Origin of the sequence: Patiriisocius sp. Uisw_017 (assembly GCF_047731265.1) — a bacterium.
In the GTDB taxonomy this organism is placed as follows: domain Bacteria; phylum Bacteroidota; class Bacteroidia; order Flavobacteriales; family Flavobacteriaceae; genus Patiriisocius.
In genome coordinates, this window is the sequence record NZ_CP159835.1 from 586410 (window position 1) to 612060 (window position 25651).

Here is a 25651-nt window from a genome sequence, read left to right on the forward strand (position 1 = left end):
TATTTTTGATATATGATTGAAGAGATTACCCCTCTAACCCCTATCAAGGGGAGCATTGAAATTGAAAGCAACGAACTACTCGATAGGCTGCCCCCACATTTAAAGCAGTATATCAAGCCACAAAATTATGAACACTACACCGCTATGAATCAAGCGGTGTGGCGTTATGTAATGCGAAAAAATGTGGATTATTTAAGTATAGTAGCACATGAAAGTTATCTGGATGGTTTGGAACAAACTGGAATTTCTATTGACAAAATCCCTTCGATGTATGGGATGAATCGCATCCTTAAAGAAATAGGTTGGGCAGCGGTTGCTGTGGATGGTTTTATTCCTCCTAACGCTTTTATGGAATTTCAGGCCTACAAAGTGCTGGTAATTGCTAGCGATATCCGTCAATTAGAGAACATCGAGTACACCCCTGCACCAGATATTATACACGAAGGAGCTGGACATGCTCCCATTATTGCCAGTCCAGATTATGCAGAATACTTACGGCGTTTTGGAGAAATTGGCGCTAAAGCAATCTCTAGTGCGCACGATATGGAAATGTACGAAGCGGTGAGAACACTTTCTATTTTAAAGGAAGCCGAAGGAATTTCTAAAGAAAAAATTGAAACTGCTGAAAAAAAAGTGGAAGCACTTCAAAATAAAAAAGTCACCCCTTCTGAAATTGCGCTTGTCCGAAATTTACATTGGTGGACCGTAGAGTATGGTATGGTTGGAACGATTGAAGATCCTAAAATTTACGGTGCAGGGCTACTATCTTCTATTGGCGAAAGCGAGTGGTGTATGAAAAAAGAGGTGAAGAAAATTCCGTATTCTATAGCTGCGGCATATCAAAATTTTGACATAACAAAACCGCAACCTCAATTATATGTCACTCCAGACTTTGCCTTTTTACAGCAAGTTCTGGAAGAATTCGCAAATACAATGGCGGTTAGAAAAGGTGGGTGGCGAGGACTCAATAAACTTATTGAAAGTAAACAAATGGGAACTATAGAGCTTAGTGCTGGCCTGCAAGTTTCTGGGGTATTTACGAGAATGATTAAAAATGAAGATAACGAAATAGTATATTTTGAAACTGAAAGAGAGACCGCACTTGCCTATAGAGAAACCGAAGTAATTGGACACGGAGTTTCAAGACATCAAAACGGATTTAGAAGTCCATTGGGTAAGTTAAAAGGTATTAATCTTGCCATTGAAAATATGGGGCCACGTGATCTAGCAGCCTATGATTTTTATGACGGTAAACCCATTGAGTTTGAATTTGAAAGCGGCATTCGAGTAAAAGGAATGAATGTTACAGGAATGCGTAATTTAAAAGGAGAGCTGATGTTGATTCAGTTTAAAAATTGTAAGGTTACTTATAAAAACGAAATTTTATTCTCTCCTGAAGATGGTGATTTTGATATGGCAGTTGGCAAAGAAATTGTCTCGGCATTTGCCGGAGCAGCAGATTACTTGAGTTTTAATTTAGTAGAACACGAATTGAGCACTCTTGGTGATGTTACAGAGATGGGTGAAGAGGAGAAAAAATTGAATGGGTTTTACAGCGCTGTGAGAACATATAGGTTGGAACATACCGCCCCTTACCTCTCTTCAAAGGGAAGAGACAAACTCTTAGAAATTTTTAAAAAGGTAAAGCGTAATTTCTCTAATGATTGGCTTTTGCCATTGGAGCTTTATGAGTTGACAAAAAATTATGAAATATTAGATCATTTGAAATCTTTACAAGAAAAAAGACCTGAGATTGCTCATCTAATTGAGGGCGGATTGGGGCTTATTAAAAAAGAATAGAATTAACATTTAACCGATTCCGAAAGAAGAGCAACATGACTGTAAAGGACCCCCATTGGATAACTTTCAATATCGGCTACAAATTGCGCCTGTGTTTCTACAAAGGATAAAGAGGTCATGAAAACCAAAAGATACTTTTTTAGCATACTTTTTTTGATTCGGCAAATACAAAAGTATTAGAGAAAATAATTAGGGGTTATCAACCAGTAAGTTACCTTAATACAAAGATTTTATAAGATTAAATTATCAAAATCATTTTCAGTTTTTATTCGTTTTTCTGAATATTGTAATTCCCATCCCATACTATTGGTCAGTATATAAATTTTTTGAAGCTCTGAAATTAATCTGTTTTCTGCATTGGTTCTCAAACTTGATGCCTCAATTTGCTCTCGCAGCAAAGCTGTTACTCTTTTTTTTATTTCGTTATAATCTTCTGCTTCAAATGGATTTAAATACTCAAAAGTTACATCATAATACTCAATATTAGGATTGATTTTTAATTCTGGTTGGGGGATCTCGGTAATTAGGACCGTTTTAGATTCTGGGATTATTTCTGCTTTAATCTTACTCAAATCATAACTTATAGAAGCTTGAGCATTTGCAACTACAAGGGCTTTCTTTTTTGAATCTACCAGACCCATCAATAGGTTTTTTGTGTCGCTGAAAGTATAAATCTGCGAGAAATTACCTTCAGTAACCACTAATTTTCCTACGTTTTTTAATTGTTTTTCGATTAAAGAAGTGGAGGCATTAAGCTGTTCGTTCTCCTCCTTTTGATATTCACAATATCGCAAGCCGAAAACAACAACCATTGCCAGTACAATTCCTAAGAAGATATTACGCATCTATATATAAATACACACAAGACCACCGCGCTAAAAGAACAATGAAAAAAGACTCGCCTCGTTATTGATAATGAATATAGAAATTATTGTCGATATTTCCTTGCTTATAGGTCATATTTTACAACAAACATCAAAATTCTTGGCAAGACAAAATACTCGCTCGTTGTACTAAATTGATCTCCAAAGTTATCCTTATTAATAGATTGAGTATTTAAAATATTTGTTGCTTTTAGTGAAAACTCCCAAGAACTGTCTCCTTTTTGATAATACAAATCTGCATTGAAGAAAGAATATCTATTTTTTACTGAATTTTCTTCGTTACTATAATCGTAAAAATCCCATTCCGCATTTAACTGGAAATCCTTTAAGAAAACAACATTGATATTTGTGTACGGGCGCTGCGTAGTAAATTTTTGAACCTGACCACCATTGTCGTAATCGTTTAATACAAAACGATACCCAACTTCAAAATTAGGCCAATTTTTAAAGTTTGATTGCGCGCTTGCCCGATAATTTTGAGTAAAACTCTCACTTTCCCTTATTTCATTGTTTATATCATTAAAGGTGTTGCTCCAAGCCACCTTAGCATTTAAACGAAATTGAATTTTCTTAACTCGTTTACTAAAACTTCCAAAAATAGAAAGTGCCTCATCCGGGAAATTACTATTCACATTTATGGGCGAACTCACTTGATTAATCCCAACAATATCAGTTGTTTGTTTTATAGCATCAATCGTCCTTGAGTAGTTAATATTACCACTTATGTTTGTGTATTTAAACATATTAAAACTGTAATAGGTCAAATTATAATTGTTGGCTAAGGAGTTTGCTAAGTTTCTATTTCCGCGGAAAAGCCTATTATAATTATTAAACACATAGCCTCTAGCAAAATCATTTACATCACTATAATTGGCATTTAGAGAATAGTCAAAACGTAAAACCTCACTCTTATTTATTTCATAGAGCACGTTTAAATCTGGAAGTACGAGCCAATTATTTTGCAAAGCTTCACTACCCAATTGTTCATTTTTAATTCCGTAGTTATGAAGCGTAACTCCTGGGCTTAGCGTGAATCTCCTAGTCTTTAACTTATAATGCATCCCTAAAAAAAGATCATTAAACGTATATGCTACATCATTATTAAAGTCTGGATCTGTAAAACTATTCTCGCTGTTATTATCTAGAATTTGGAAAATTCGTGAGTCAAACTGCTGCCTGCTATAAGTATTTCCCAAAGTAAAGTTGATATTACTCACATTATTTAGCACATAATAATAATCCACCTTAGCATCTAATTTGTGGCTAATTACATTTTTTTGCTGGTCAACATCATATCTATTTTGATCTAATAATGGATCAAAAGTATCAGTACCGCTATCAGAAGGATTTGGATCTGTAGGATTTATTTGGGTAAATACTCCTCTAAACGGAATTGAATCCTGTGCTGCACGATAAAAAGGATCTTCATTCTGATACAAGTATTGTGCTTGTGCGGCAAAGATGTTATTTTCATTTAGCGTGTAATACGCGTTCAAATTATTGTTTATTGAAAAGGGGTTGTTTTTAATTTCTTCAACAATATCATTTGCACTTCCTTGAACTACAGATAATGTGTTTGAATCTTCGGTCTGTTTTGATATTTTAACAAGTGTGTCATAATCAAACTGAAAATTAGCATTTGGCTTGTATTTAGCACTTAACTTACCCATTGCTAACTGGTTGCGAGTATCGCTAATTGAACTTGTATTTTCAGTAGCTCCTGAAGCGATGTATTGGGTTATGGAATTATTTACAACATTAGTTTTATTATCGCTCAAAATGGCAAAACCTGAAACATCAAATTTATTATTGAAAGCATAGCTGAAGTTTGCTGCTATAAACTTTGCTTCAATAGCATTTGCTCGATTGTTTTGAGTAGTAGTAAAGCCAAGGTCACTTTCTCTAATCGAAAAATTGGTGCCGCCTCCACGATTAAAATCTCTAAACCCACCTGTAAAGTTGAAGTAATCCCTAAAAGTGAAAGGAACCTCCCCTATATTATTAAAATCTGTAATAATATTAACACTGTATTTTGGATTGTAATAAAACAATTTAGGATGTACTAAATACCGTCCACTATCTTGTCCATAATCATCACCAACCCCCGCTCCTGCCGTAACTTCACCAAACCAAAAGCTCTTTTTTCCTTCTTTTAATTTTATATTAATGGCAATATTATCTTGGTCATTTCCCAAGCCTCGCATTTGATCAACTTCGTTGTAGTTTCTCAACACCTCTATCTTATCTACAGCATCTGCTGGGATATTTTTTGTCGCTAGTTTAGAGTCGCCATCAAAAAAGTCTTTTCCCTCAACCATTACTTTGTTTACGATTTTTCCTTCAATTAGTATCTCACCATCATCGTTTACCTCAACACCTGGTAATTTGTTCATTACATCCCCTAGTTTTCTTTCTTCACCATTGGTAAAGGAATCTGCATTATAGATAATGGTATCCCCTTTAACTGTAACTGGCATCTCATAAATAAGTGTTACATCATCCAGTGCTGCGACCTGTTCGTGCAGTGTAAAATCTAGCGTTTTATTTTGAGCATTCCCAGCAACCACAAGTTCTTTTTCAGTATTTTGATATCCTAAAAAACTTGCATTGAGCAGGTAGGTTTCTCCTTTTGGCAAGTCTAATTGATATTGCCCTTTGGTGTTTGTAATCCCGTAACTTTCTATAGCACCGCTTGATTTTACTGTAGCAATTACATTTGCCAAAGAAAGTGGTTGCCCTATGCTATCTTTAATAAAGCCTTTTACTTTCATAGATTGGGCAGATGCTGCTACACCGTATAGTATTAAAGCAATAAAAAGTAGTTTTTTCATCCCTCGTTTTGATCGCATATCAACTGTCTTTAAAAATTTTAATAGTATAAAAAACTGCGCTCATCAGTTTTAGCGCTAATAAGACCGGTTAAATAGTTGTAAACAAGAAATTACATTCCTCCGTAAACTTCAATAAAAACTCCACTTTTTCCTTTTTTCCCTTTTCGGTCTTCAAACTGTTCTTGCATTTCTTTGTTTTTCTGATCTTGAATTTCATTAAATTTTTCTTGTGAAACTCTCTTTCCTTTTGTTGGCTTATCAGTCTGAACACCCTCTTTAGGATTCAACACAATTTTTGAACATAATATCGTTAGCTCACCGTCATTTACTTCAAGTACAAGTCCTGGCAATCCATAATAATCGTCTGGTCCATGTTGAATAGGAATTGATGGCGTATACCATACCGTAGTAGTAACTTCTTTTTCACTATCCTCGTATGCTCCTTTTTCCTCGTTAAACACTCTGTCTTTTTGCGTCTTCGTTTTTGTTGCTTTAAAGCATACGTGCTGCCCTATATTTTTTGTTTCCTTTACCAGAACCCAGTCTTGATCTTTAATCGCATCTTCAATTAGGAACTCTTTACCCATTATTTCGGAAGCTTGAGCATAAGTTTTTTCTTTTATGTTTCGATATACTAAATCACTACCGCCAGAAAACAATATCTGCATTCCGGAACCAACAGATGGAGGCGCAAGAGATTCCTCTTCCTCATATAAAGACTCCGTATTTGTAAAATTAAGTGTGAATGTTTTTTGAAACTGCTTTTTCATTTGATCACGAATACCTTTCATCATCGCATCGTCTATTTCAGATTCTTTGCTGTCATCGTCAGGAAGATCAAAACTGCGATCTGTTTTATAGGTTGCGATCCCGTTAAACTCTTGAGCGATTGCTGTGCTTATTGCCAATACAAGTGCGAGAACTAGTGTGATAATTGTTTTCATAATTCTAAAATTTTAATTATTCAATCGTTTTTCTTTTTAAGGCACATTTGCAAAATCTTTAAAATGTCTGAAGTCATAAGTGTACACCGCAAAAATGCTCTTATTACTCAAAAACAACAGTTAACGAACGTTAACGTGTGTTAACCTACTTGTAAGACAAGCAATTAAGGCTGTTATTTGCACTATGCAAGAACGACACTACAAAACAATCCTATACTTTATTATAGCCGCGATAATGGGAACCCTCGCGATACAAGGCTACTGGAATTACAAAAATTTTGAGGCTGGAAAGCAACAATTAATTAATGATGTGCAGGTAAGTTTAGACAATGCTGTTAACAATTATTATGCAACGAAAACTGAGGAACGGTTTCGTGAATTTACCTTTGTGGAGGAGTTAAAATCTGCAGATTCCATTGTAAACAGATTTAGGAATGATAGTCTATTCAATGGATTAAAGAAGGTTGATTCTATTTCTTCAACGATAGAAACCGATGTAACTATTTTTATTGATTTTGAAGGGGATGGGAATTTAACTCCTAGAATACTCAAGAAAGACACTAAAGCTAGCGCAGATAATCTTTATAAGATTTTCAAACTAAAAGATTCAATTAGCGATAATTTTTTTAGTATTGAAAATAAAAATGACTCCCTATTTAAACATCCTTTAGCAGAGCTTACCTCCCAAGTAATGTATGCTATGGCTGCTAAAAAAGTAGATTTAAAAGCGATCGACATTCTCTTAATGAAAGAATTTAATCGAAAAAATATTTATATAAATTTTAGTTTGTTTTTTCAAAACTCCTTTGGAGAAGATCAACGTAGCGGATACATTTCTGATACCAGGTCCTATTTAAGCACCCAATCTAGTAGTGCATTTTTACCAAAACAGTCCTTTTTACAAATTAACTTCTCAAATGTACCTGAGACTGTATTAAAGAGAAATATCATAGGGATATTAACTTCTTTGCTTTTTGTTATCGCTATTACAGGATGTCTTTTGTACCTCCTAAAGGTAATAAAAAACCAAAAACAGCTTGCTGAAGTGAAAAACGATCTTATTAGTAACATCACACACGAATTTAAAACACCGTTAGCAACTATAGGTGCTGCTATGGAAGGTATTCAACTATTCAATAAAGACAATGATATTGAAAAAACGCAACGCTATGCGAAAGTGAGCGCTACACAGGTCAACAAATTGACGATCATGGTGGAAAAATTGCTTGAAACCGCGACACTTGACAGTGAAAATCTTGAACTCAATATAGAAGAAACAGATCTTGTCCGACTCTTAGAAATAGCGACAACAAAAGAGGCCGTATCGGCTAGCGACAAAGATGTTTCTTTTACAACCACTGCAACGTCATTAACCTATCCCGTTGATCCATTTCATTTTGAAAATGCATTGAATAATTTAATTGACAATGCACTAAAATACGGTGGAGATGCCATTGAAGTTTCCATAACAAGAACCAAGAGTGTGATAGAAATCATCATTTCTGACAACGGAAACGAGCTAACAACGACTCAAAGCAAGCAAATATTTGAGAAATTTTATCGCGTACCCAAAGGGAATACGCACGATATAAAAGGGTTTGGAATTGGATTATATTACACAAAAACCATTATTAAAAAACACGGCGGCACTATTGACGTCCAAGTAAAACCAACTACTTTTAAAATAAGCCTATCCTAATGAGTAACGCACCAAAAATACTACTCGCCGAAGACGAACCAGCACTGGGAATGATTGTCAAGGAAAGTCTAGAAACCAAGGGCTTTTGCGTTACACATTGTCTAGACGGCGAAGAAGCACTAGCGCAATTTAAAAACAATGATATTGATGCGCTCTTACTAGATGTAATGATGCCTAAAAAAGACGGCTTCACGCTAGCGAAAGAAATACGAGAAATAGACTCACAAGTCCCGATCCTATTTTTAACGGCAAAATCACAGACAAAAGATGTGGTAGAGGGTTTTGAAAGTGGCGGAAACGATTACTTAAAAAAGCCTTTTAGCATGGAAGAGCTCATCGTGCGTATTAACAGCCTACTGAAACGCAAAGAACTTCAAAATCATCAAACCGAAATAGCAATAGGTGACTATACCTTCCAGTTTAAAAAGCAAACCCTCCAATTTAAAAATGAGGAAATCATAGCGCTTACGCATCGCGAAGCACACTTATTATTTCATTTAAACACTAATAAAAACGAGGTCCTAGACCGCTCCACAATCCTAAATAAACTTTGGAATAACGACGACTTCTTCAGCGCCCGAAGTATGGACGTCTTTATTTCTAAATTAAGAAAGAAACTAAAACAAGATGACCGTATCCAAATAATTAATGTTCGAGGTTTTGGGTATAAATTAGTGTATTGAAATTCCGGAGTTGTCTGGTGCTTGTTCTAAAAAAACAAAACTTTTTCTGTTTGTTTTTTTTAAAACTTAGCGTTTTAACCTACTTATCGTTAGCGCCCGAAGTATGAACGTCTTTATTTCTAAATTGAGAAAGAGACTAAAACAAGATGACCGTATCCAAATAATTAATATTTTGAGGTTTTGGGTATAAATTAGTGTGTTGAAATAATTTTCGGTTTTCGAAATACGATATGCGATTTTTTGAGTTTAATGTGTGCTTATGGCTTTTCGACCTGTTGCGGGAAAAAACTTTCTTTAGATGTAACTTTAGGCACCTTTAACTTTAGCTTACTTTAGGTGCTTTTTTTGAGTACCTTGCTTTTTATATGAAGTGCATATTATTTTTATTCTTATTCATCGCTCAATGCAGTTTGAGTCAGACCTTAGTTGAAACTACCCTTTTGACTGCAAACACATTTGTAGGTTTTGATTCTTTTAAAAACTTGTACTCTATTAACGGTATGGTCCTCTATAAAGAAGGGCCTTTAGGTACATTTGAGTTTACAGATTTTCAATTGGGGAATATTACTTCCGTAGATATTATAAACCCTTTAAATATCGTTGTGTTTTATAAAGACACTAATATCGTTTTACTGTTAGATAATAGACTCAATCAAATTGAATATATTAATTTTAATACTACACAAGAATTCATTAATGTAGGAGCGGCAAGCAATGCAGGAGGAAATAAACTTTGGATTTTTGATACAGACTTACAACAACTTGAAACCTACAATTATCGAACACAACAAAAAATCATTATCTCCCAACCCATTGCCGAAAAGTTTATAAATATTGCCAGTAATTTTAATTACTGTTATGTTTTAACAAATGTTGGTGTACAAAGTTTTACGCTTTTTGGCGGCATAGCCGAAACAATTAACTTTGAAGACGCAGTTGACATAGAACAAAATAATGATGCGGTACTGCTGGTTCGAGAAAATGTATTGTTTCAACTTTCAGAATCTAAAATCCGAAAGAACAAAAATGTTTCAAAAGAAGAGCTTCACATTGAAACCATAAAAACTCCTGAAATAAGTATTCAAGATTTGCAGCTAACGCGAGATTTCTTGTATATTTATGACGGAAAAAACCTTCACACTTTTTCTATTAATCAATCTAAGAAATAACAAGTATGCACGTTGCCATTGCAGGGAATATTGGATCTGGAAAAACTACGCTAACCCGATTATTAGCCAAACATTACAAATGGAAACCTCATTATGAAGACGTAGAGGACAATCCTTATTTAGATGACTTTTACAATTCTATGGAGCGCTGGTCTTTCAACTTGCAGATCTATTTTTTAAACAGTCGCTTTAGACAAATTCTTGATATTAGAGACAGTGGCAAAAACATTATTCAAGATCGCACTATTTATGAAGACGCTTACATCTTTGCACCCAATTTACACGCTATGGGTTTAATGACTAATCGTGACTTTAAAAATTATCGATCTCTTTTTGATCTTATGGAAAGTGTTACTGAAGGTCCGGATCTTCTAATTTATTTACGAAGTTCTATTCCCAACCTTGTAAATCAAATTCATAAACGTGGTCGTGAATATGAAAACTCCATTAGTATTGATTATTTAAGCCGCCTTAATGAAAGATACGAAGCTTGGGTGACTACCTATGATAAGGGAAACATTATTATTCTTGATGTGGACACCCTTAATTTTGTTGATAATCCCGAAGACTTAGGGCAGGTAATTAGCAAGATAGACGCAGAAATTAATGGGTTGTTTTAATGCGATTAGCTAAAATCTATATCCCTAAAAGTCACTGTTTAATTTAACAAAAAAAAAAACAATAATATTCTTTTTTTACTACCTTTGACCTTATACATTAACAAAAAACAAAATATGAAACACTTAAAATTTTTATTGATTCTTTCCCTGACGGTTACATTATTTTCTTGTGACAGTGACGACGACGGTGGTGTTATAGTTGCTCCTTCACCTAATGCAGATTTATTAGGAACTTGGACAGGAACCTCTATTACTGGAGGTATAACTGGAAACACAGTAGATTCTAGTGACAATTCAAACGTACCCTATTCAGGAACTATTGTTGGTAGTAATTTAAATTTCACCATTACCTTTACAGAAACTCCTAATAACCTTACTTCACAAGGTACTTTTGACGTTACAGCTTCAATAGTGACAGGTGGTCAAACCCAAACAATTACGAATAGTGGTGAGACATTCCTAGATGTTAGTCCCGCTGCGTGGACAAGAAGCGCAACAACATTAACCATTACAGATAATGGTGTAACCGAGAGCTTTTCATTATCAATTAATGGTGCTTCGATGACGCTGTCTAAGTCGGAAACGGATACTGATATGGATGGCACAGAAACTAATACTTCAACAACAATCACGACAGCAACATTTGCAAAGCAGTAAACATTGTTTTTTTAAATAGTAGAAACTGTAGGTACATATACAAGATAATAGAATCACGAAAATTATAATAAAAAACCTGCCTCAACTGGCAGGTTTTTTTTGTGGCTGAAAACTAAATTTATAGCAGGTATCATAAATAATCCTACTCCTATTTCATCACATTTTGATATAATTTACAACAAAAACTATATCCTTCTCTCGTTTTTTAATATCATTGCTCGAATTTGAATTAAAAAAACTAGATATGAAAAACCTCAAAACCTTATTAATACTTTCAATGGCAATTACATTATTTTCTTGTGGAAATGATGACGACGGAGACACAACAACGGTAGTTGGAGTTGAAGGAACTTGGAGAGCAACTGCTATTTCTGGATCAGGAATAAGAACTACAATCCTAAATGGCATGGATTTTATGGAAAACTTAATGGTCTCCAGCTTAAATGAAGATCTAGTGATTTCCTTTGATAGAAACACTGATATCGTTTCTGTTACTGGTAGTTTTGAACTAAGCTATGTTGTACCATCAGAAACCTTTTTAAGAGACAGTAGCTTTCCAAACGGAACATACAGCACTAACTCAAGTAATACGGCGTTAACAATAACCAATAGCGATGGAAATAACGAATTTACAATTGCGACACTTAATGCAACTCAATTAATACTAACGCGCAATTTTACTGAAACTGCTGGTAATATTTCAGACACCTACACTTTATCTTATACTTTTGACAGAATGTAATTTTTAGTTTGAGCTAATTTAATTTTCATTCGATACGTACTAAAACTTAAAAACCCCGCCAAAAGGCAGGGTTTTTAATATTGTTAACGTGTGGTAAGGCCTTAATTTTCCATTACAACCTTTACATCAACGTCCTTTAATCTATCCAACTTCGCTTTTACTTCAGCTTCAGTACCTTTTAAGGTTTTTGTTTCAGTGGTCGTTTTTCCATTTACGGTAGTTTTATAAACTACGTCTGCAGTCGTTACATCACCATCAACGCTCATTTTAACTTCAACTTCTTTTTGAACATCTGTCTTTTCTAGTATCGCTGCAGTATCATCATTTACGACAGTTTTATTACCATCTGAATCAATCATTATCATTTCAGAAGAAGCATTCCCATCACCTTCCTCAATCTCAGCGTGACCTCCTAAGATAGGTGCAATCACAAGTCCAATAAGACAGGTTAACTTAATCAAGATGTTCATTGATGGTCCAGAAGTATCTTTAAATGGATCTCCTACGGTATCTCCAGTTACTGCTGCCTTGTGAGCATCAGAACCTTTATACGTCATCTCTCCGTTGATTTCAACACCAGCTTCAAAAGATTTTTTAGCATTATCCCAAGCACCACCAGCGTTGTTTTGAAAGATTGCCCATAATACACCCGAAACTGTTACACCAGCCATATAACCACCTAACATTTCAGCGATCGCCAGATTATCCATTCCAAAAATCATTGGTACAAATGCAATGATTAAAGGAAAACAGATCGTTAATAAACCTGGTAATACCATTTCTCTTAGAGAAGCTTCTGTAGAAATTGCCACACACTTATCGTATTCTGGTTTCCCAGTACCTTCCATAATTCCAGGAATCTCCCTAAACTGACGACGCACTTCTTCTACCATTTCCATAGCAGCTTTACCTACAGCGTTCATTGCTAATGCAGAGAATACCACGGGTACCATTCCACCAACAAATAACATTGCTAAAACGGGTGCTTTAAAAATATTAATTCCGTCAATTCCAGTAAAAGTTACATAGGCAGCAAATAAAGCTAACGACGTTAATGCCGCAGAAGCAATTGCAAAACCTTTTCCTGTTGCTGCAGTTGTATTACCTACTGCATCAAGGATGTCTGTTCTTTCGCGTACTATCGGGTCTTGTTCGCTCATTTCAGCAATACCACCCGCGTTATCTGCAATAGGTCCAAAAGCATCAATCGCTAATTGCATAGCTGTTGTTGCCATCATCGCTGAAGCAGCTAATGCTACTCCATAAAATCCTGCAAATGCATAAGATGACCAGATCGCACCAGCAAATAATAATACTGATGGGAATGTAGAAATCATACCTGTTGCAAGACCAGCAATAATATTTGTTCCCGCTCCCGTAGAAGACTGTTGTACAATTTTAAGGATAGGTTTCTTTCCTAATCCAGTATAGTATTCTGTTACCGCAGATATAACTGCACCTACTACTAATCCTACTAAGGTTGCATAAAATACTCGCATAGAAGAAATTTCTTGTAGTCCTTCGCCAAAGAATTCCATTTGCATTGTTTCTGGCAACATCCACTTACATAAACCGAAACAAGCAACAGCAACTAATATGATTGCCGCGATATTTCCTTTGTTTAAAGCGCCCATTACTTTACTTTCCTTAGCATCATTATCGCTAATTTTAACAAGCATCGTTCCTATAATAGAGATGATAATACCAACACCTGCAATAGACATAGGCAATAAGATAGGTCCAATTCCGCCAAAAGCATCAGCAATATTTCCACCCATATCTTTAATTACATAGTTTCCTAATACCATTGCAGCAAGTACTGTTGCTACATAAGAACCAAATAAATCTGCTCCCATTCCGGCAACATCCCCAACATTATCACCTACGTTATCTGCGATTGTTGCAGGGTTACGAGGATCATCTTCTGGAATCCCTGCTTCTACTTTACCTACTAAATCAGCTCCAACATCTGCTGCTTTTGTATAGATTCCTCCACCTACTCTAGCGAATAATGCAATGGATTCAGCTCCTAAAGAGAACCCTGCTAATGTTTCAAGAACAATTGTCATATCTGCTGTACTCGTCCATACACCTCCCATAAAAAAGTGAAAGAAAAAGATAAAGAATGACGTTAATCCTAACACTGCAAGACCAGCAACACCAAGACCCATTACGGTACCACCACCAAAAGATACTTTAAGTGCGTTCGGCAAACTCGTTTTTGCAGCTTGCGTTGTTCTTACATTCGTTTTAGTTGCGATTTTCATCCCTATGTTTCCTGCAAATGCAGAGAAGACCGCACCAAAAACAAAGGCAATTACAATTAACCAGTGCGTTGTAGGTACTACAAACGATACAATTGAAAGTAATACACTTACAATAACTACAAAAATTGCAAGCAAGCGATATTCAGCATTTAAAAAAGCCAATGCTCCCTCATAGATGTGATCACTTATTTCTTTCATTTTTCCATCACCTGCATCTTGTTTTAATACCCAAGATTGTTTGATCCACATGTAGATCAAACCTAAAACTGCCAATGCTATTGGCACATAAATCATCATTGATTCCATAGTACTTAATTGGTTTAATTATTCAGCCTGCAAAAGTATCAAAATAAACGAGAATGAAAAAATCCTGCGAACGAGATGTTTTCAGGACTTTAAAAATAAATTGTGTGCCAATTTTTAAATTTTAAAATCCCCATTTTTTTTGTGATCACTATTATCGTATCGCGCCACACATTTATTGAAAATTTCTAATGCTTCAGAAGCATCTCCCCAGCCACCAACATCAACACGTTTTTTCTCTAAGTCCTTGTATACTTGGAAAAAATGCTCTATTTCTTTTAAAGTATGCTGGTTCATATCGCTTAAATCGCTCAATCTACTCCACACTGGATCAGATACTGGAACACATATTACCTTTTCATCAGGCCCTTTTTCGTCTGCCATATGAAAAACTCCAATAGGCTTTACCTCCACTACACACATTGGAAACGTTGGTTCTCCTCCTAAGACAAGAACATCCAAAGGATCTCCATCTAAAGCCAAAGTCTCTGGTATAAAACCATAATCCGCTGGATACATCATGGATGAAAACAACATACGGTCAAAACGTATTTTCTTTAATTCGAAATCGTATTCGTATTTATTTCGGCTGCCTTTAGGTATCTCTATAAGTACGTCAAAGGATTTATTTTTTAATAAGGTCATTCGGTATTTTTCTGAAATTATTGAATTGTACTATTTTAAAAATATGCTCTTTTTGGGACTGCAAAAATACTGAAATTTAGATTTATTTAAAGAACTAAAAATCTAAATAAAAGTTTAAAAAAAGCCGCTTTTAGTTTTTATACTGAAAGCGGCTTTTTAATCTTTAAATTATTTTGCTTGAAACTATTCCTTCATAACCTTTCTGACCAAGGTTCCTTTTTCGGTTTCAATTTTTAAGAAATACACAGCGCTATCTAATACCGAGATATCGATGGTGGAGTTCAACCCGTCAATATTCTTTAGGTTTCGCACGAGCCTTCCTCTCATATCTGTAAGGGTAATGGTATTGATTATTGAATTAGGGGAGTTGATAAACAAGAGTCCATCGGTAGGATTAGGCACTACAGAAATGGCGGCAATAGCAGCAGCATCATCTCCTAGTATTCTTCCAAATCTATCATAGGCCATAAACTGAAGTGTAAACCTATTTGGGAAGTTTCCTTTTCGACTTCTAAATTTATAGGCCCCTTCTTTAGTAAGGTTGGTAATGGTTCTTGTAGCCTTATCTATTAGATATACGGTTGCGTTTTCAATGTCGACTCCTTCTAGTTGCTTAATGGTAATTTTAAAGGTGGTAGTCTCGTCTATTTGAGAAGCATATCCCATTGGGATTTGTATCTCCTTATTAAAGACTTCTCTACCTTGAATTCCTAAAGACATCGTATTGTCTGGTAAATGCGAGTATAGCGATACAAGGCTACCAATCTGATGGCTATCATATCCTGAATCATAGCTTTCTGTTGCCATTGGCATAAAGGCAATTAATACTTCACTGCTGAGACTGTATTGCGCATTTTCTAGCTGTAACCAGATTTTGTTGCCCTCTGATACAGTATTCCTTAGGGTGTTGTTCCCTGTGGTTACCCGCATTGCATTGTTAAAGATAGCGGTTCCCATTGCATTCGCTTTTACACCAAAACCTTGCGAGGTAGCGATCATACCATTGGGAGTTGTACTCCCATTGGTTGCGGGTGTTCCTGCTCCAATACCTCCAGAGAGGTTGTACATCGAGATGTCTTCCATCGAGAAGTTTTCAGTAGTTATATTTCCTCCTGGGAATGCCCCTGGCTCGGTAATATGCTCCCAGAAATATACTTCATCAATCTCAGGGTTTGCATTTAAAAATAGGGAGGCATCAATAGCAGATGGATATGGGTTGGCTAACATAGAGGGACTCGAATTCGCATCGCCGTTAAACTCCATTGCATAGGTAATAACTCCGTTGTTTAAGGTTCCTTGCTCATAGACTAAGTCATAGGTTGAATTTCCGTCGGCTAAGTTAGCTTGTGGATATACAAAATATCCTTCACCAGGGTTGATGATTCCTGTATGGAACATCCAGTCATTAAAATCAACATCCACAAAGTTGGCCACGACATTAGGCATATAGAAAGCATCCACAGCTGGGTCTGGATCAAACGCTGCCGTTAAATGTTTTACGACTCTAAAAGAGTTGTTATAAACCCCATTGCGCATTTCCATAGTCATTGGGCTACCAGAGAGGATAAAGTCTCTAGGAGCTACCTCTGGGGTGGTCACATTGACGTTGATGGTACCATCGTTGGTAACCATCGCACTGTCTTCTACTTGTACCACACTTCCGGTGTGTTCTACTAGTAAACTTCCCGTCACAGATACGGTAATATCTGTATTTACCAAGATATAATCCCCCGCATTAACACGAAGGGTTGCTCCTGGATTTACGATCAACTTACAGGCTTCAAAAGAACCTAAGAGCGCCGTATCATAATCTGCTTCGATGAGTACTAGGTTGTCAATACTGGGCATCACTGCACCCCAACCCGCAGCACCAAAGGTAGCTGTGGCTTGACAAGCATCACAATTCATAGCATCATTAACAAAGATGTTTTCGGTGGTGTCATTAGAACAGCCATTCGTGTCGGCATAGGTATAGGTCACGGGAATGTTTCCTCCCACTGGGGCAGAGGCTGTTGGATCAAAGCTAAAGGTCATCCCATTGCCATCATCACTAACACCTATTCCAGAATAGATACCACCCGTTGGAGTTCCACCGCCTAGGCCAGTTACAACCACATCGAGCACACAAATATTTGGAGTAGGCGCTACAAAGATGACCGTTGGTGCATCAAAGACCTCCACCGTATCGTTTCCTGTACTTAAACAACCTATGTTTCCAACAAGGTATACCAATGTTTGTACTCCTGCACCAGCTACTGCTGGGTCAAAACTATAGGTCATCCCATTGCCATCATCGCTAACACCAGGTCCATAATACGTTCCTCCTGTTGGCAAAGCACCACCAAGACCCGTTTGAATACCTGCATCGATGCATAGATCTGCCGGTGCGTTAAAAGTTACTATTGAAGAACCAAATACTTGAACCGTATCAGCTGCTGTATTTGTGCAGCCTACAGCTCCCGCGGTATAGCTTATACTTTGAGTTCCTACTCCTGTAACTGCAGGATCAAAACTATAGGTCATTCCATCACCGCCATCGGTAACACCTGTTCCTGAGTACACACCTCCTGTTGGAGAGCCACCACTTAAACCAGTTTGAACACCTGCATTAACACAAAGATCTGCAGGGGCTGTAAAGGTTACTATTGGTAAGGCAAGTACTTCCACATCATCAGAAGCTGAATTTGTACATCCATTTCCATTTGTAAAAGTGTAGCTAATGGTATTTGGCCCAATGCCTGCTGCTGTTGGGTCAAAGCTATAGGTCATTCCGTTTGCATCATCGGTAACACCAGGTCCAGAATAAAGGCCTCCTGTTGGAGTTCCTCCCCCAAGACCAGCTTGTACACCTTCAGTGATACAGATATCTGCTGGTGCGGTAAACGCTACTACTGGAAGATCAAATACTTCTATAGTATCCATTGCAGTGCCTATGCATCCTGAATCATTCAAGGTATAGGTTATGGAGTGTATTCCAACGCCAGCTGCTACAGGATCAAAATTATAGGTCATTCCATTGCCATCATCGGTAACACCGGGTCCAGAATAAACACCGCCAGAAGCGAGTCCTCCGCCTAAGCCTGTCTGAACTCCTGCGTCAACACATACATCTGCCGGAGCCGTAAAAGCTACTACTGGTGTAGTAAATACTTCTACATCGTCTGATGCTGAACTTGAACATCCATTGCCATCCTCAAAAGTATATGTTATTGTATGAGTACCAGCGCCTGCTGCTGCAGGGTCAAAACTATAGGTCATTCCATTGCCATTATCGGTAACACCTGCACCAGAGTAGACACCTCCTGTTGGAGTGCCACCACTTAAACCAGCTTGTACGCCTGCAGTGATACATAGATCTGCTGGAGCTATAAATGTGACTGTCGGTAAAGCAAATACTTCTACATCGTCTGTTGCCCTTCCAAGACATCCATTAATATCACTAAATTCGTAAGTAATAGTATGTGTTCCTACTCCAGCTGCTGCTGGGTCAAAGCTATAGGTCATTCCGTTTGCATCGTCGGTAACGCCAGTTCCAGAATAAACTCCGCCTGCTGGCGTAGCGCCACCAAGACCAGCTTGCACCCCTGCATCAATACAAAGATCTGCCGGAGCTGTATATGTTACAGTAGGTATTACAAAAACTTCAACGTTATCTGATGCTGAACTTGTACATCCATTGCCATCCGTAAAAGTATATGTCATTATATGTATTCCAACACCTGCAGTAGCTGGATCAAAACTATAGGTCATTCCGTCTCCATCATCGGTAACGCCAGATCCAGAATAAATACCTCCTGTTGGTGTCGTGCCTCCAAGTCCTGATTGTACGCCTGCATCGATACATAAATCTGTCAGGGCGGTAAATGTTACAACGGGTAATGCAAATACTTCCACATCGTCTGAGGTAGCATCTGTACATCCTGCAATTCCTAATGTATACATCAAAGTATGAACTCCAACACCCGATGCTGCTGGGTCAAAACTATAAGTCATTCCATTGCCATCATCGGTAACACCTGTTCCTGAGTAAACACCTCCTGGAGAAGTTCCTCCGCCAAGACCAGTTTGTACTCCAGCATCAATACATAGATCTGCTGGAGCTATAAATGTGACTGTCGGTAAAGCAAATACTTCTACATCGTCTGTTGCCCTTCCTAGACATCCATTAATATCACTAAATTCGTAGGTAATAGTATGTGTTCCTACTCCAGCTGCTGCTGGGTCAAAGCTATAGGTCATTCCGTTTGCATCGTCGGTAACGCCAGTTCCAGAATAAACTCCGCCTGCTGGCGTAGCGCCACCAAGACCAGCTTGCACTCCTGCATCAACACAAAGATCTGCCGGAGCTGTATATGTTACAGTAGGTATTACAAAAACTTCAACGTTATCTGATGCTGAACTTGTACATCCATTACCATCCGTAAAAGTATATGTCATTATATGTATTCCAACACCTGCAGTAGCTGGATCAAAACTATAGGTCATTCCGTTACCATCATCGGTAACGCCAGATCCAGAATAAATACCTCCTGCTAGCGTAGCACCACCAAGACTGGTTTGCACACCTGCATCGATGCATAAATCTGTCAGGGCGGTAAATGTTACAACGGGTAATGCAAATACTTCCACATCGTCTGAGGCAGCATCTGTACATCCTGCAATTCCTAATGTATACATCAAAGTATGAACTCCAACACCCGCTGCTGTTGGGTCAAAACTATAAGTCATTCCATTGCCATCATCGGTAACACCTGTTCCTGAGTACACACCTCCTGGAGAAGTTCCTCCGCCAAGACCAGTTTGCACTCCAGCATCAATACATAGATCTGCTGGAGCTGTAAATGTGACTGTCGGTAATGCAAATACTTCTACATCGTCTGTTGCCCTTCCTAGACATCCATTAATATCACTAAATTCGTAGGTAATAGTATGAACTCCAACGCCCGCTGCTGCTGGATCAAAACTATAGGTTATTCCATTAGCATCATAGGTAACGCCAGTTCCGGAATAGACACCTAATGTTGGAGTTCCTCCCCCAAGACCAGATTGCACACCTGCATCGATACATAAATCTGCCGGTGCTGTATATGTTACAGTAGGTATTACAAAAACTTCAACGTTATCTGATGCTGAACTTGTACATCCATTTGAGTCACTAACAGTATAGGTCAATACGTGTAGACCTACTCCCGCTGCTGCTGGGTCAAAACTATAGGTCATTCCGTCTCCATCATCGGTAACGCCAGATCCAGAATAAAGGCCTCCTGCTGGCGTAGCACCACCAAGACTGGTTTGCACACCTGCATCGATGCATAAATCTGTCAGGGCGGTAAATGTTACAACGGGTAATGCAAATACTTCCACATCGTCTGAGGCAGCATCTGTACATCCTGCAATTCCTAATGTATACGTCAAAGTATGAACTCCAACGCCAGCTGCTGTTGGGTCAAAACTATAAGTCATTCCATTGCCATCATCGGTAACACCTGTTCCTGAGTACACACCTCCTAGGGAAGTTCCTCCGACAAGACCGGTTTGCACACCTGCGTCTAAACAAAGATCAGTTGGTGCTGTGAAGGTTGCTGTTGGCAATGGGAATACTTCAACAGTGTCATTTGCACTTCCAGAACAACTATTGCCATCTGTGAAGTTATACGTTATTGTATGCGTTCCTACTCCAGCTGCTACTGGATTAAATGAGTAATTGATTCCGTCTCCAGTATCTGTTACACCAGGGCCAGAATAAAGGCCTCCTGTTGGTGAACCACCAGTTTGGTTAGTTTGATTGCCGGCATCGAGGCAAAGATCACCTAGGGCTGCGAAGGTTACGGTTGGTAGACTAAACACGACAACATTATCATTTGCACCTCCATCACATCCGTTTCCGTCTGTAAATATGTAAGTAATTGTATGAGTACCTGCTCCAGCTACTGCTGGATCGAAAGAATAGTTAATTCCGTCTCCAACATCTGTTACACCAGGGCCAGAATAAACGCCGCCTGTTGGTGAACCGCCAGTAAGGCCAGTTTGAATACCGGCATCGAGACATAGATCAGCAAGGGCGGCGAAGTTTACTGTTGGTACTGCAAACACTACTACATTATCATTCGCACTTCCAGAACAGCCATTGCCATCTGTAAAGTTGTAGGTGATTGTGTGCGTGCCTACTCCTGAAAATGCAGGATTGAATGAATAGGAAATTCCGTTGCCGTCGTCAACAACTCCAGGTCCTGAATAAACGCCTCCTGCTGGAGATCCTCCAGTAAGACCAGTTTGATTACCTGCATCAACACATAAGTCACCTAGCGTCGCAAAGCTTACTGTTGGCAAGCCAAACACTACTACATTATCATTCGCACTTCCAGAACAGCCATTGCCATCTGTGAAGTTATACGTAATAGTATGAGTTCCTACTCCAGCTGCTACTGGATTAAATGAGTAATTGATTCCGTCTCCAGTATCTGTAACACCCGGTCCTGAATAAAGGCCTCCTGCTGGTGAACCACCAGTTTGGTTGGTTTGATTACCGGCATCGAGGCAAAGATCACCTAGGGCTGCGAAGGTTACGGTTGGTAGACCAAACACTACTGCATTATCATTTGCACTTCCAGTACAGCTATTGCCATCTGTGAAGCTGTAAGTGATTGTGTGCGTACCTGCTCCGGCAGCGGCTGGATCGAAAGAATAATTAATTCCGTCTCCAACATCTGTTACACCAAGGCCAGAATAAACGCCTCCTGTTGGTGAACCGCCAGTAAGACCAGTTTGAGTACCGGCATCGAGACATAGATCAGCAAGGGCGGCGAAGCTTACTGTTGGTACTGCAAACACTACTACATTATCATTCGCACTTCCAGAACAAACGCCAACAACCGTGTATGTAATGGTATGAGTACCAACTCCAGCTGCGGCTGGATTAAAATCATATGTTGTTCCGTTCCCATCATCGATTACTCCAGGTCCGGAATAAACACCTCCAACAGGCGTTCCACCACCGAGGTTGTTTTGAATCCCAACATCAATACATAAATCACTCAAAGCCGTGAATGCAAAGCTTGGTGCAGAAAGAGTAATGTTAAAGGTATTTGTGTTCGGGCAAGGACCAGAAGTTGTGAAAGTTATCGTGTACGCACCGGCTGTTGAAGCTAATAAATCGATTGCTCCCGTGGCCGGATTTGTAATAATTAAACCAGGGGTTGAAGTAAATGTTCCTGGTGAAGGAAAACCAAAAGCATTCGGGTTAAGTTGATTTGTACAATATGTTGTAGATGTATAACTGAAACTTGCATCGTCCAGAGGGTTAACATTTACTGTAACCGAATCACAAAGCCCGGTTGATGCATCTACACAGCCTCCTTCTCCTCTTATATAATAGGTTGTCGTAACCGTTGGTGAAACTACTAAAGAATTTGACGTTGACGTACCTATTTGTGTGCCTCCGCATGAGCCTGTATATACATGCCATGCTGTTGCATCATTCAATGATCCTGTCCATGTTAAAGTTGAATCTGCGCTTTGGCATATCGTACTTGGGGTTGCTGACGTTGCTGATGGTACATCTGGATCAGTACAAGTGCCTGCACCTGTTACTCTGAATAAGTGAGAAGCATCTGCTCCAAAATCTCCATTTCCATTTATTAAAATATTACCAGCGACATCTTCCAATCGGTAATCCCCAGCTCCGTATGCACAACACATACCATCACCGTATGAATCACGTATTATAAATGTGTAACATTCATCCAAAATAGTAATCGGAACATCAGTAATTTCATCTGGTTGTGTTGCGTTTGTTCCTGTAGTCATGTATGGCCCACCATCTCCAACAAGTGCTCCTGTTGAGTCTGTTAACTGCCAAGTAGTTTCATTTCCATAACGGTCTGGAGTAATAATTACACGAATTGTTGTTACTTGAAAAGAATCAGGAATACTAAAGTTTTGAGTATTAGCATCATTTGATGGCAATTCATCTACATTTCCATTTGGATTTGCTACAGAAGCCGTGAATGAATGCGCTCCAGCACCAGAAACAGCAATTGCAGTTAATGGAATATCTTCAAAAGCATCCATTACTAAATTTCCTGTCCAGTTTATGACTACTGGTGTGTCAGTATCTAATTGATGTGTAATTGTAGCACTTGTTAGCGTTGTACTTCCAGCATTTGTAATACGTAATGTTGGTGTAATTGTTGCATCACATAAATCTGTTGGAATGTTTAATACAGAAATTGCTGCATCAAAACTAGAGATTTGTGTTGTTGGGAATTGTTGTAATGTTGTTGGATTTGTTCCTACTGGGTCTAACCAGAATTTTAATTGAGTAGCATTTGTTGTACCGAAATCCCAAGAAACACCAAAACGACCATAAATATCAAAACCTCCATTGTCGACGGTTCCACTACATGCTGCAGATCCACCAGATAAATCTCCAATAATTAACCCATTTTGATTAAATAACGGCGAACCAGAAGAACCTGGCTCAGTAACTCCTAAATCCCAGTCAGCAATTTGCCAAACTTCTGTTGTTGGATTTCCATTAAATGATGTTGTAACTCGTGTTCCACCTTCAAAGTCGACACATACTTTTTGAATATCTCCACTTGGATGGTGAACACCAACATTTAAAGTAGGAATAGCTGTTGTTGATCTGTCCCAACCTGCCCAAACTACATCTGGACTAGCTGCAAAGAAAGCTACATCTGTAATTTCTATCAATGCCATATCAGATTCAGAATTTGAAGCTCTTAAGATTCCTCCACTTGCAGTTTGAATAAAAGTATTATCTACACTTGGTGACGCTGTAGCGCAGTCAGCAACCGATGCATCACTTGCCCAATTGAAACGAAATGCCCAACCTGCAACCGAACCACCTAAACAGTGATTTGCAGTTAAAAAGTATGGTGTTCCATCATTATTAGTATTATTTACTAAAGCTCCTGTGCAATTACCACTTCCACCAACAACAACCATTCCAACAGATTTTTTTACATCATTTTTGATGTCGTTAGCTACAGCAGAAGTTCCTGTAATGTCACAATTTACATCTACATTACAATCTCCAGAATCATTTAATGCTTTTGGATTGGCAGCATTTAATGTTCTATATCCGTGAATTACGTTTCCAATATTTAATCGACCTTGACCACTTACTTTTTTTGGTTCAAAATATTCAATCCAAATACTTTCACCATCAACCATCCATGTTCCTAAAATTTCTTCAGGACTGTTGTGTTGATGTGTAAATACACTTAGAATTTGAGATTTGTCACCACTATAGATGTATACTTTGCCTCCGATAGGAATATTATAACTATCAAAAATCAGGTTCATTGTTAATGCGTTAGGAGAAATAAATTTGATTCTCCAAATACGATCGCCGTTTGGTAATGAATGCCATTTTCCAGCAGTATCTATGCCGTAATCTACAAAATGATCATATCCAAATCGCCAAGGAATAGACTTATCTAAATCATTAACAGCATCTTCGACTTTTAAAGGTGCTAAATTTGGTTTCTCAAGTTCAATGGGCGCTACTTTTTCAATGGTAGCGATATTCCAACTTTCAGGAACAGGTCGTTGTAAATTTTGAGCTGCTACCTGAGCAACACAGGCAAATAGTAAGATGAATGTAAAGTTTTTCATAATAAATTGGTGCTTTATATTTTTCAATTATATTTCTATAAAATTAACATAAATTTTGTTAAATAAAAAAAAACACCCGAAGTACTTTTTTTTTCTGCGGTTTTCCCATCAGTGATATTCTTTTAACAAAGAAATATTTTTCTTAAAAGAAAAATTATGCTTGTAGACCAAAGGTTCTTCTGTGAAGACGAATGGAGGTTTTCTAATGTCAAATAATATCTTGAGTATCCTTAAAAGGTATTCGTTTGACGTTATTGCAAAAGAGTCCTTTATTATATGTTTTTCCTTTAAAACCGAACAGTTTAATAGTAGCAGACCAATCGCAAATGCCTGCGTTGTGACCAAGAGTGAATTTTGGACAAAACAGATTGGAAAAACTTTAAAAGAGCTTGTCAATGATATTATTATGTGATAGTTAGCTGGAAACACGAAGTTAGTTCTGCTGCTTTTTATGAGTGTCGTCTAAAATATGCAGAACTTAATTCTTCTGGGACGAGCTCCGGAATAATTAAAAAGAACAACTTTATAGAAGCTTTAGAAAACGGAACAGTTCGGTTTTAAGGGAAGACCACTAATAGATTACAATATTTATTTTCTATTTTAGACCTTAAATTAATAGAGGTCATAGAAAGCGGTATTGCAAGTTTATAAAAAAGAGGATAATTGTCCCTTTGGTTATTCCAATTGTGGTAATTTGGTTTATTAGAAAATCAAAGAAAACTATAAAAAATAAATACAGGAGTACAACCCGCGTATATAACTATT

General features: G+C 37.8%; 13 protein-coding genes. 7 read left to right on the forward strand and 6 right to left on the reverse strand.

What is annotated here, in order from left to right; all coding sequences use genetic code 11:
* The first annotated feature begins 12 nt into the window (after positions 1–12).
* Entirely contained in the window at positions 13–1800 is a 1788-nt protein-coding gene (locus ABXT67_RS02705; protein ID WP_415375751.1) for an aromatic amino acid hydroxylase, read from the forward strand.
* A gap of 230 nt (positions 1801–2030) precedes the next feature.
* On the opposite strand, the gene ABXT67_RS02710 is transcribed toward ABXT67_RS02705, so the two are convergent.
* The 3 genes from ABXT67_RS02710 to ABXT67_RS02720 all read right to left on the reverse strand — a co-directional run bounded on the left by ABXT67_RS02710 (position 2031) and on the right by ABXT67_RS02720 (position 6459).
* Complete coding sequence (locus tag ABXT67_RS02710; protein ID WP_415375752.1) at positions 2031–2645, reverse strand: DUF4230 domain-containing protein; 615 nt, start codon at positions 2643–2645, stop codon at positions 2031–2033.
* Between the two features lie 104 nt (positions 2646–2749).
* A complete protein-coding gene (locus ABXT67_RS02715; protein ID WP_415375753.1) occupies positions 2750–5515 on the reverse strand; it encodes a carboxypeptidase regulatory-like domain-containing protein in 2766 nt (921 codons plus the stop codon).
* 110 nt (positions 5516–5625) lie between these two features.
* Positions 5626–6459: a GLPGLI family protein gene (locus tag ABXT67_RS02720; protein ID WP_415375754.1), complete on the reverse strand. Its 834-nt coding sequence runs from the start codon at positions 6457–6459 to the stop codon at positions 5626–5628.
* 184 nt (positions 6460–6643) lie between these two features.
* On the opposite strand from ABXT67_RS02720, the gene ABXT67_RS02725 reads away from it, so the two are divergent.
* The 6 genes from ABXT67_RS02725 to ABXT67_RS02750 all read left to right on the forward strand — a co-directional run bounded on the left by ABXT67_RS02725 (position 6644) and on the right by ABXT67_RS02750 (position 12029).
* Positions 6644–8158 (forward strand): sensor histidine kinase, encoded by a 1515-nt coding sequence (locus ABXT67_RS02725; RefSeq protein WP_415375755.1) that lies wholly within the window; start codon positions 6644–6646, stop codon positions 8156–8158.
* A complete protein-coding gene (locus ABXT67_RS02730; protein WP_415375756.1) occupies positions 8158–8841 on the forward strand; it encodes a response regulator transcription factor in 684 nt (227 codons plus the stop codon). Before ABXT67_RS02725 ends, ABXT67_RS02730 begins: the two co-directional genes overlap by 1 nt.
* Positions 8842–9251: 410 nt before the next feature.
* Positions 9252–10010: a hypothetical protein gene (locus ABXT67_RS02735; RefSeq protein ID WP_415375757.1), complete on the forward strand. Its 759-nt coding sequence runs from the start codon at positions 9252–9254 to the stop codon at positions 10008–10010.
* Between the two features lie 5 nt (positions 10011–10015).
* On the forward strand, positions 10016–10630 hold the full coding sequence (locus tag ABXT67_RS02740) for a deoxynucleoside kinase (RefSeq protein WP_415375758.1): 615 nt from the start codon (positions 10016–10018) through the stop codon (positions 10628–10630).
* Positions 10631–10744: 114 nt separating this feature from the next.
* Positions 10745–11287: a hypothetical protein gene (locus tag ABXT67_RS02745; protein ID WP_415375759.1), complete on the forward strand. Its 543-nt coding sequence runs from the start codon at positions 10745–10747 to the stop codon at positions 11285–11287.
* Positions 11288–11531: 244 nt separating this feature from the next.
* Positions 11532–12029, forward strand: a complete 498-nt coding sequence (locus tag ABXT67_RS02750) for a lipocalin family protein (RefSeq protein ID WP_415375760.1) — start codon at positions 11532–11534, stop codon at positions 12027–12029.
* A gap of 101 nt (positions 12030–12130) precedes the next feature.
* Here ABXT67_RS02750 and ABXT67_RS02755 read toward each other — a convergent pair whose 3' ends face one another.
* The 3 genes from ABXT67_RS02755 to ABXT67_RS02765 form a co-directional block, all read right to left on the reverse strand.
* On the reverse strand, positions 12131–14602 hold the full coding sequence (locus tag ABXT67_RS02755; protein ID WP_415375761.1) for a sodium-translocating pyrophosphatase: 2472 nt from the start codon (positions 14600–14602) through the stop codon (positions 12131–12133).
* 114 nt (positions 14603–14716) lie between these two features.
* Positions 14717–15244 carry an inorganic diphosphatase gene (locus ABXT67_RS02760; protein ID WP_415375762.1) on the reverse strand — a complete coding sequence of 176 codons (528 nt, stop codon included), beginning with the start codon at positions 15242–15244 and terminating at the stop codon, positions 14717–14719.
* A 183-nt stretch (positions 15245–15427) separates the two neighbouring features.
* Positions 15428–24886, reverse strand: a complete 9459-nt coding sequence (locus ABXT67_RS02765; protein WP_415375763.1) for a T9SS type A sorting domain-containing protein — start codon at positions 24884–24886, stop codon at positions 15428–15430.
* Positions 24887–25651: the final 765 nt, after the last annotated feature.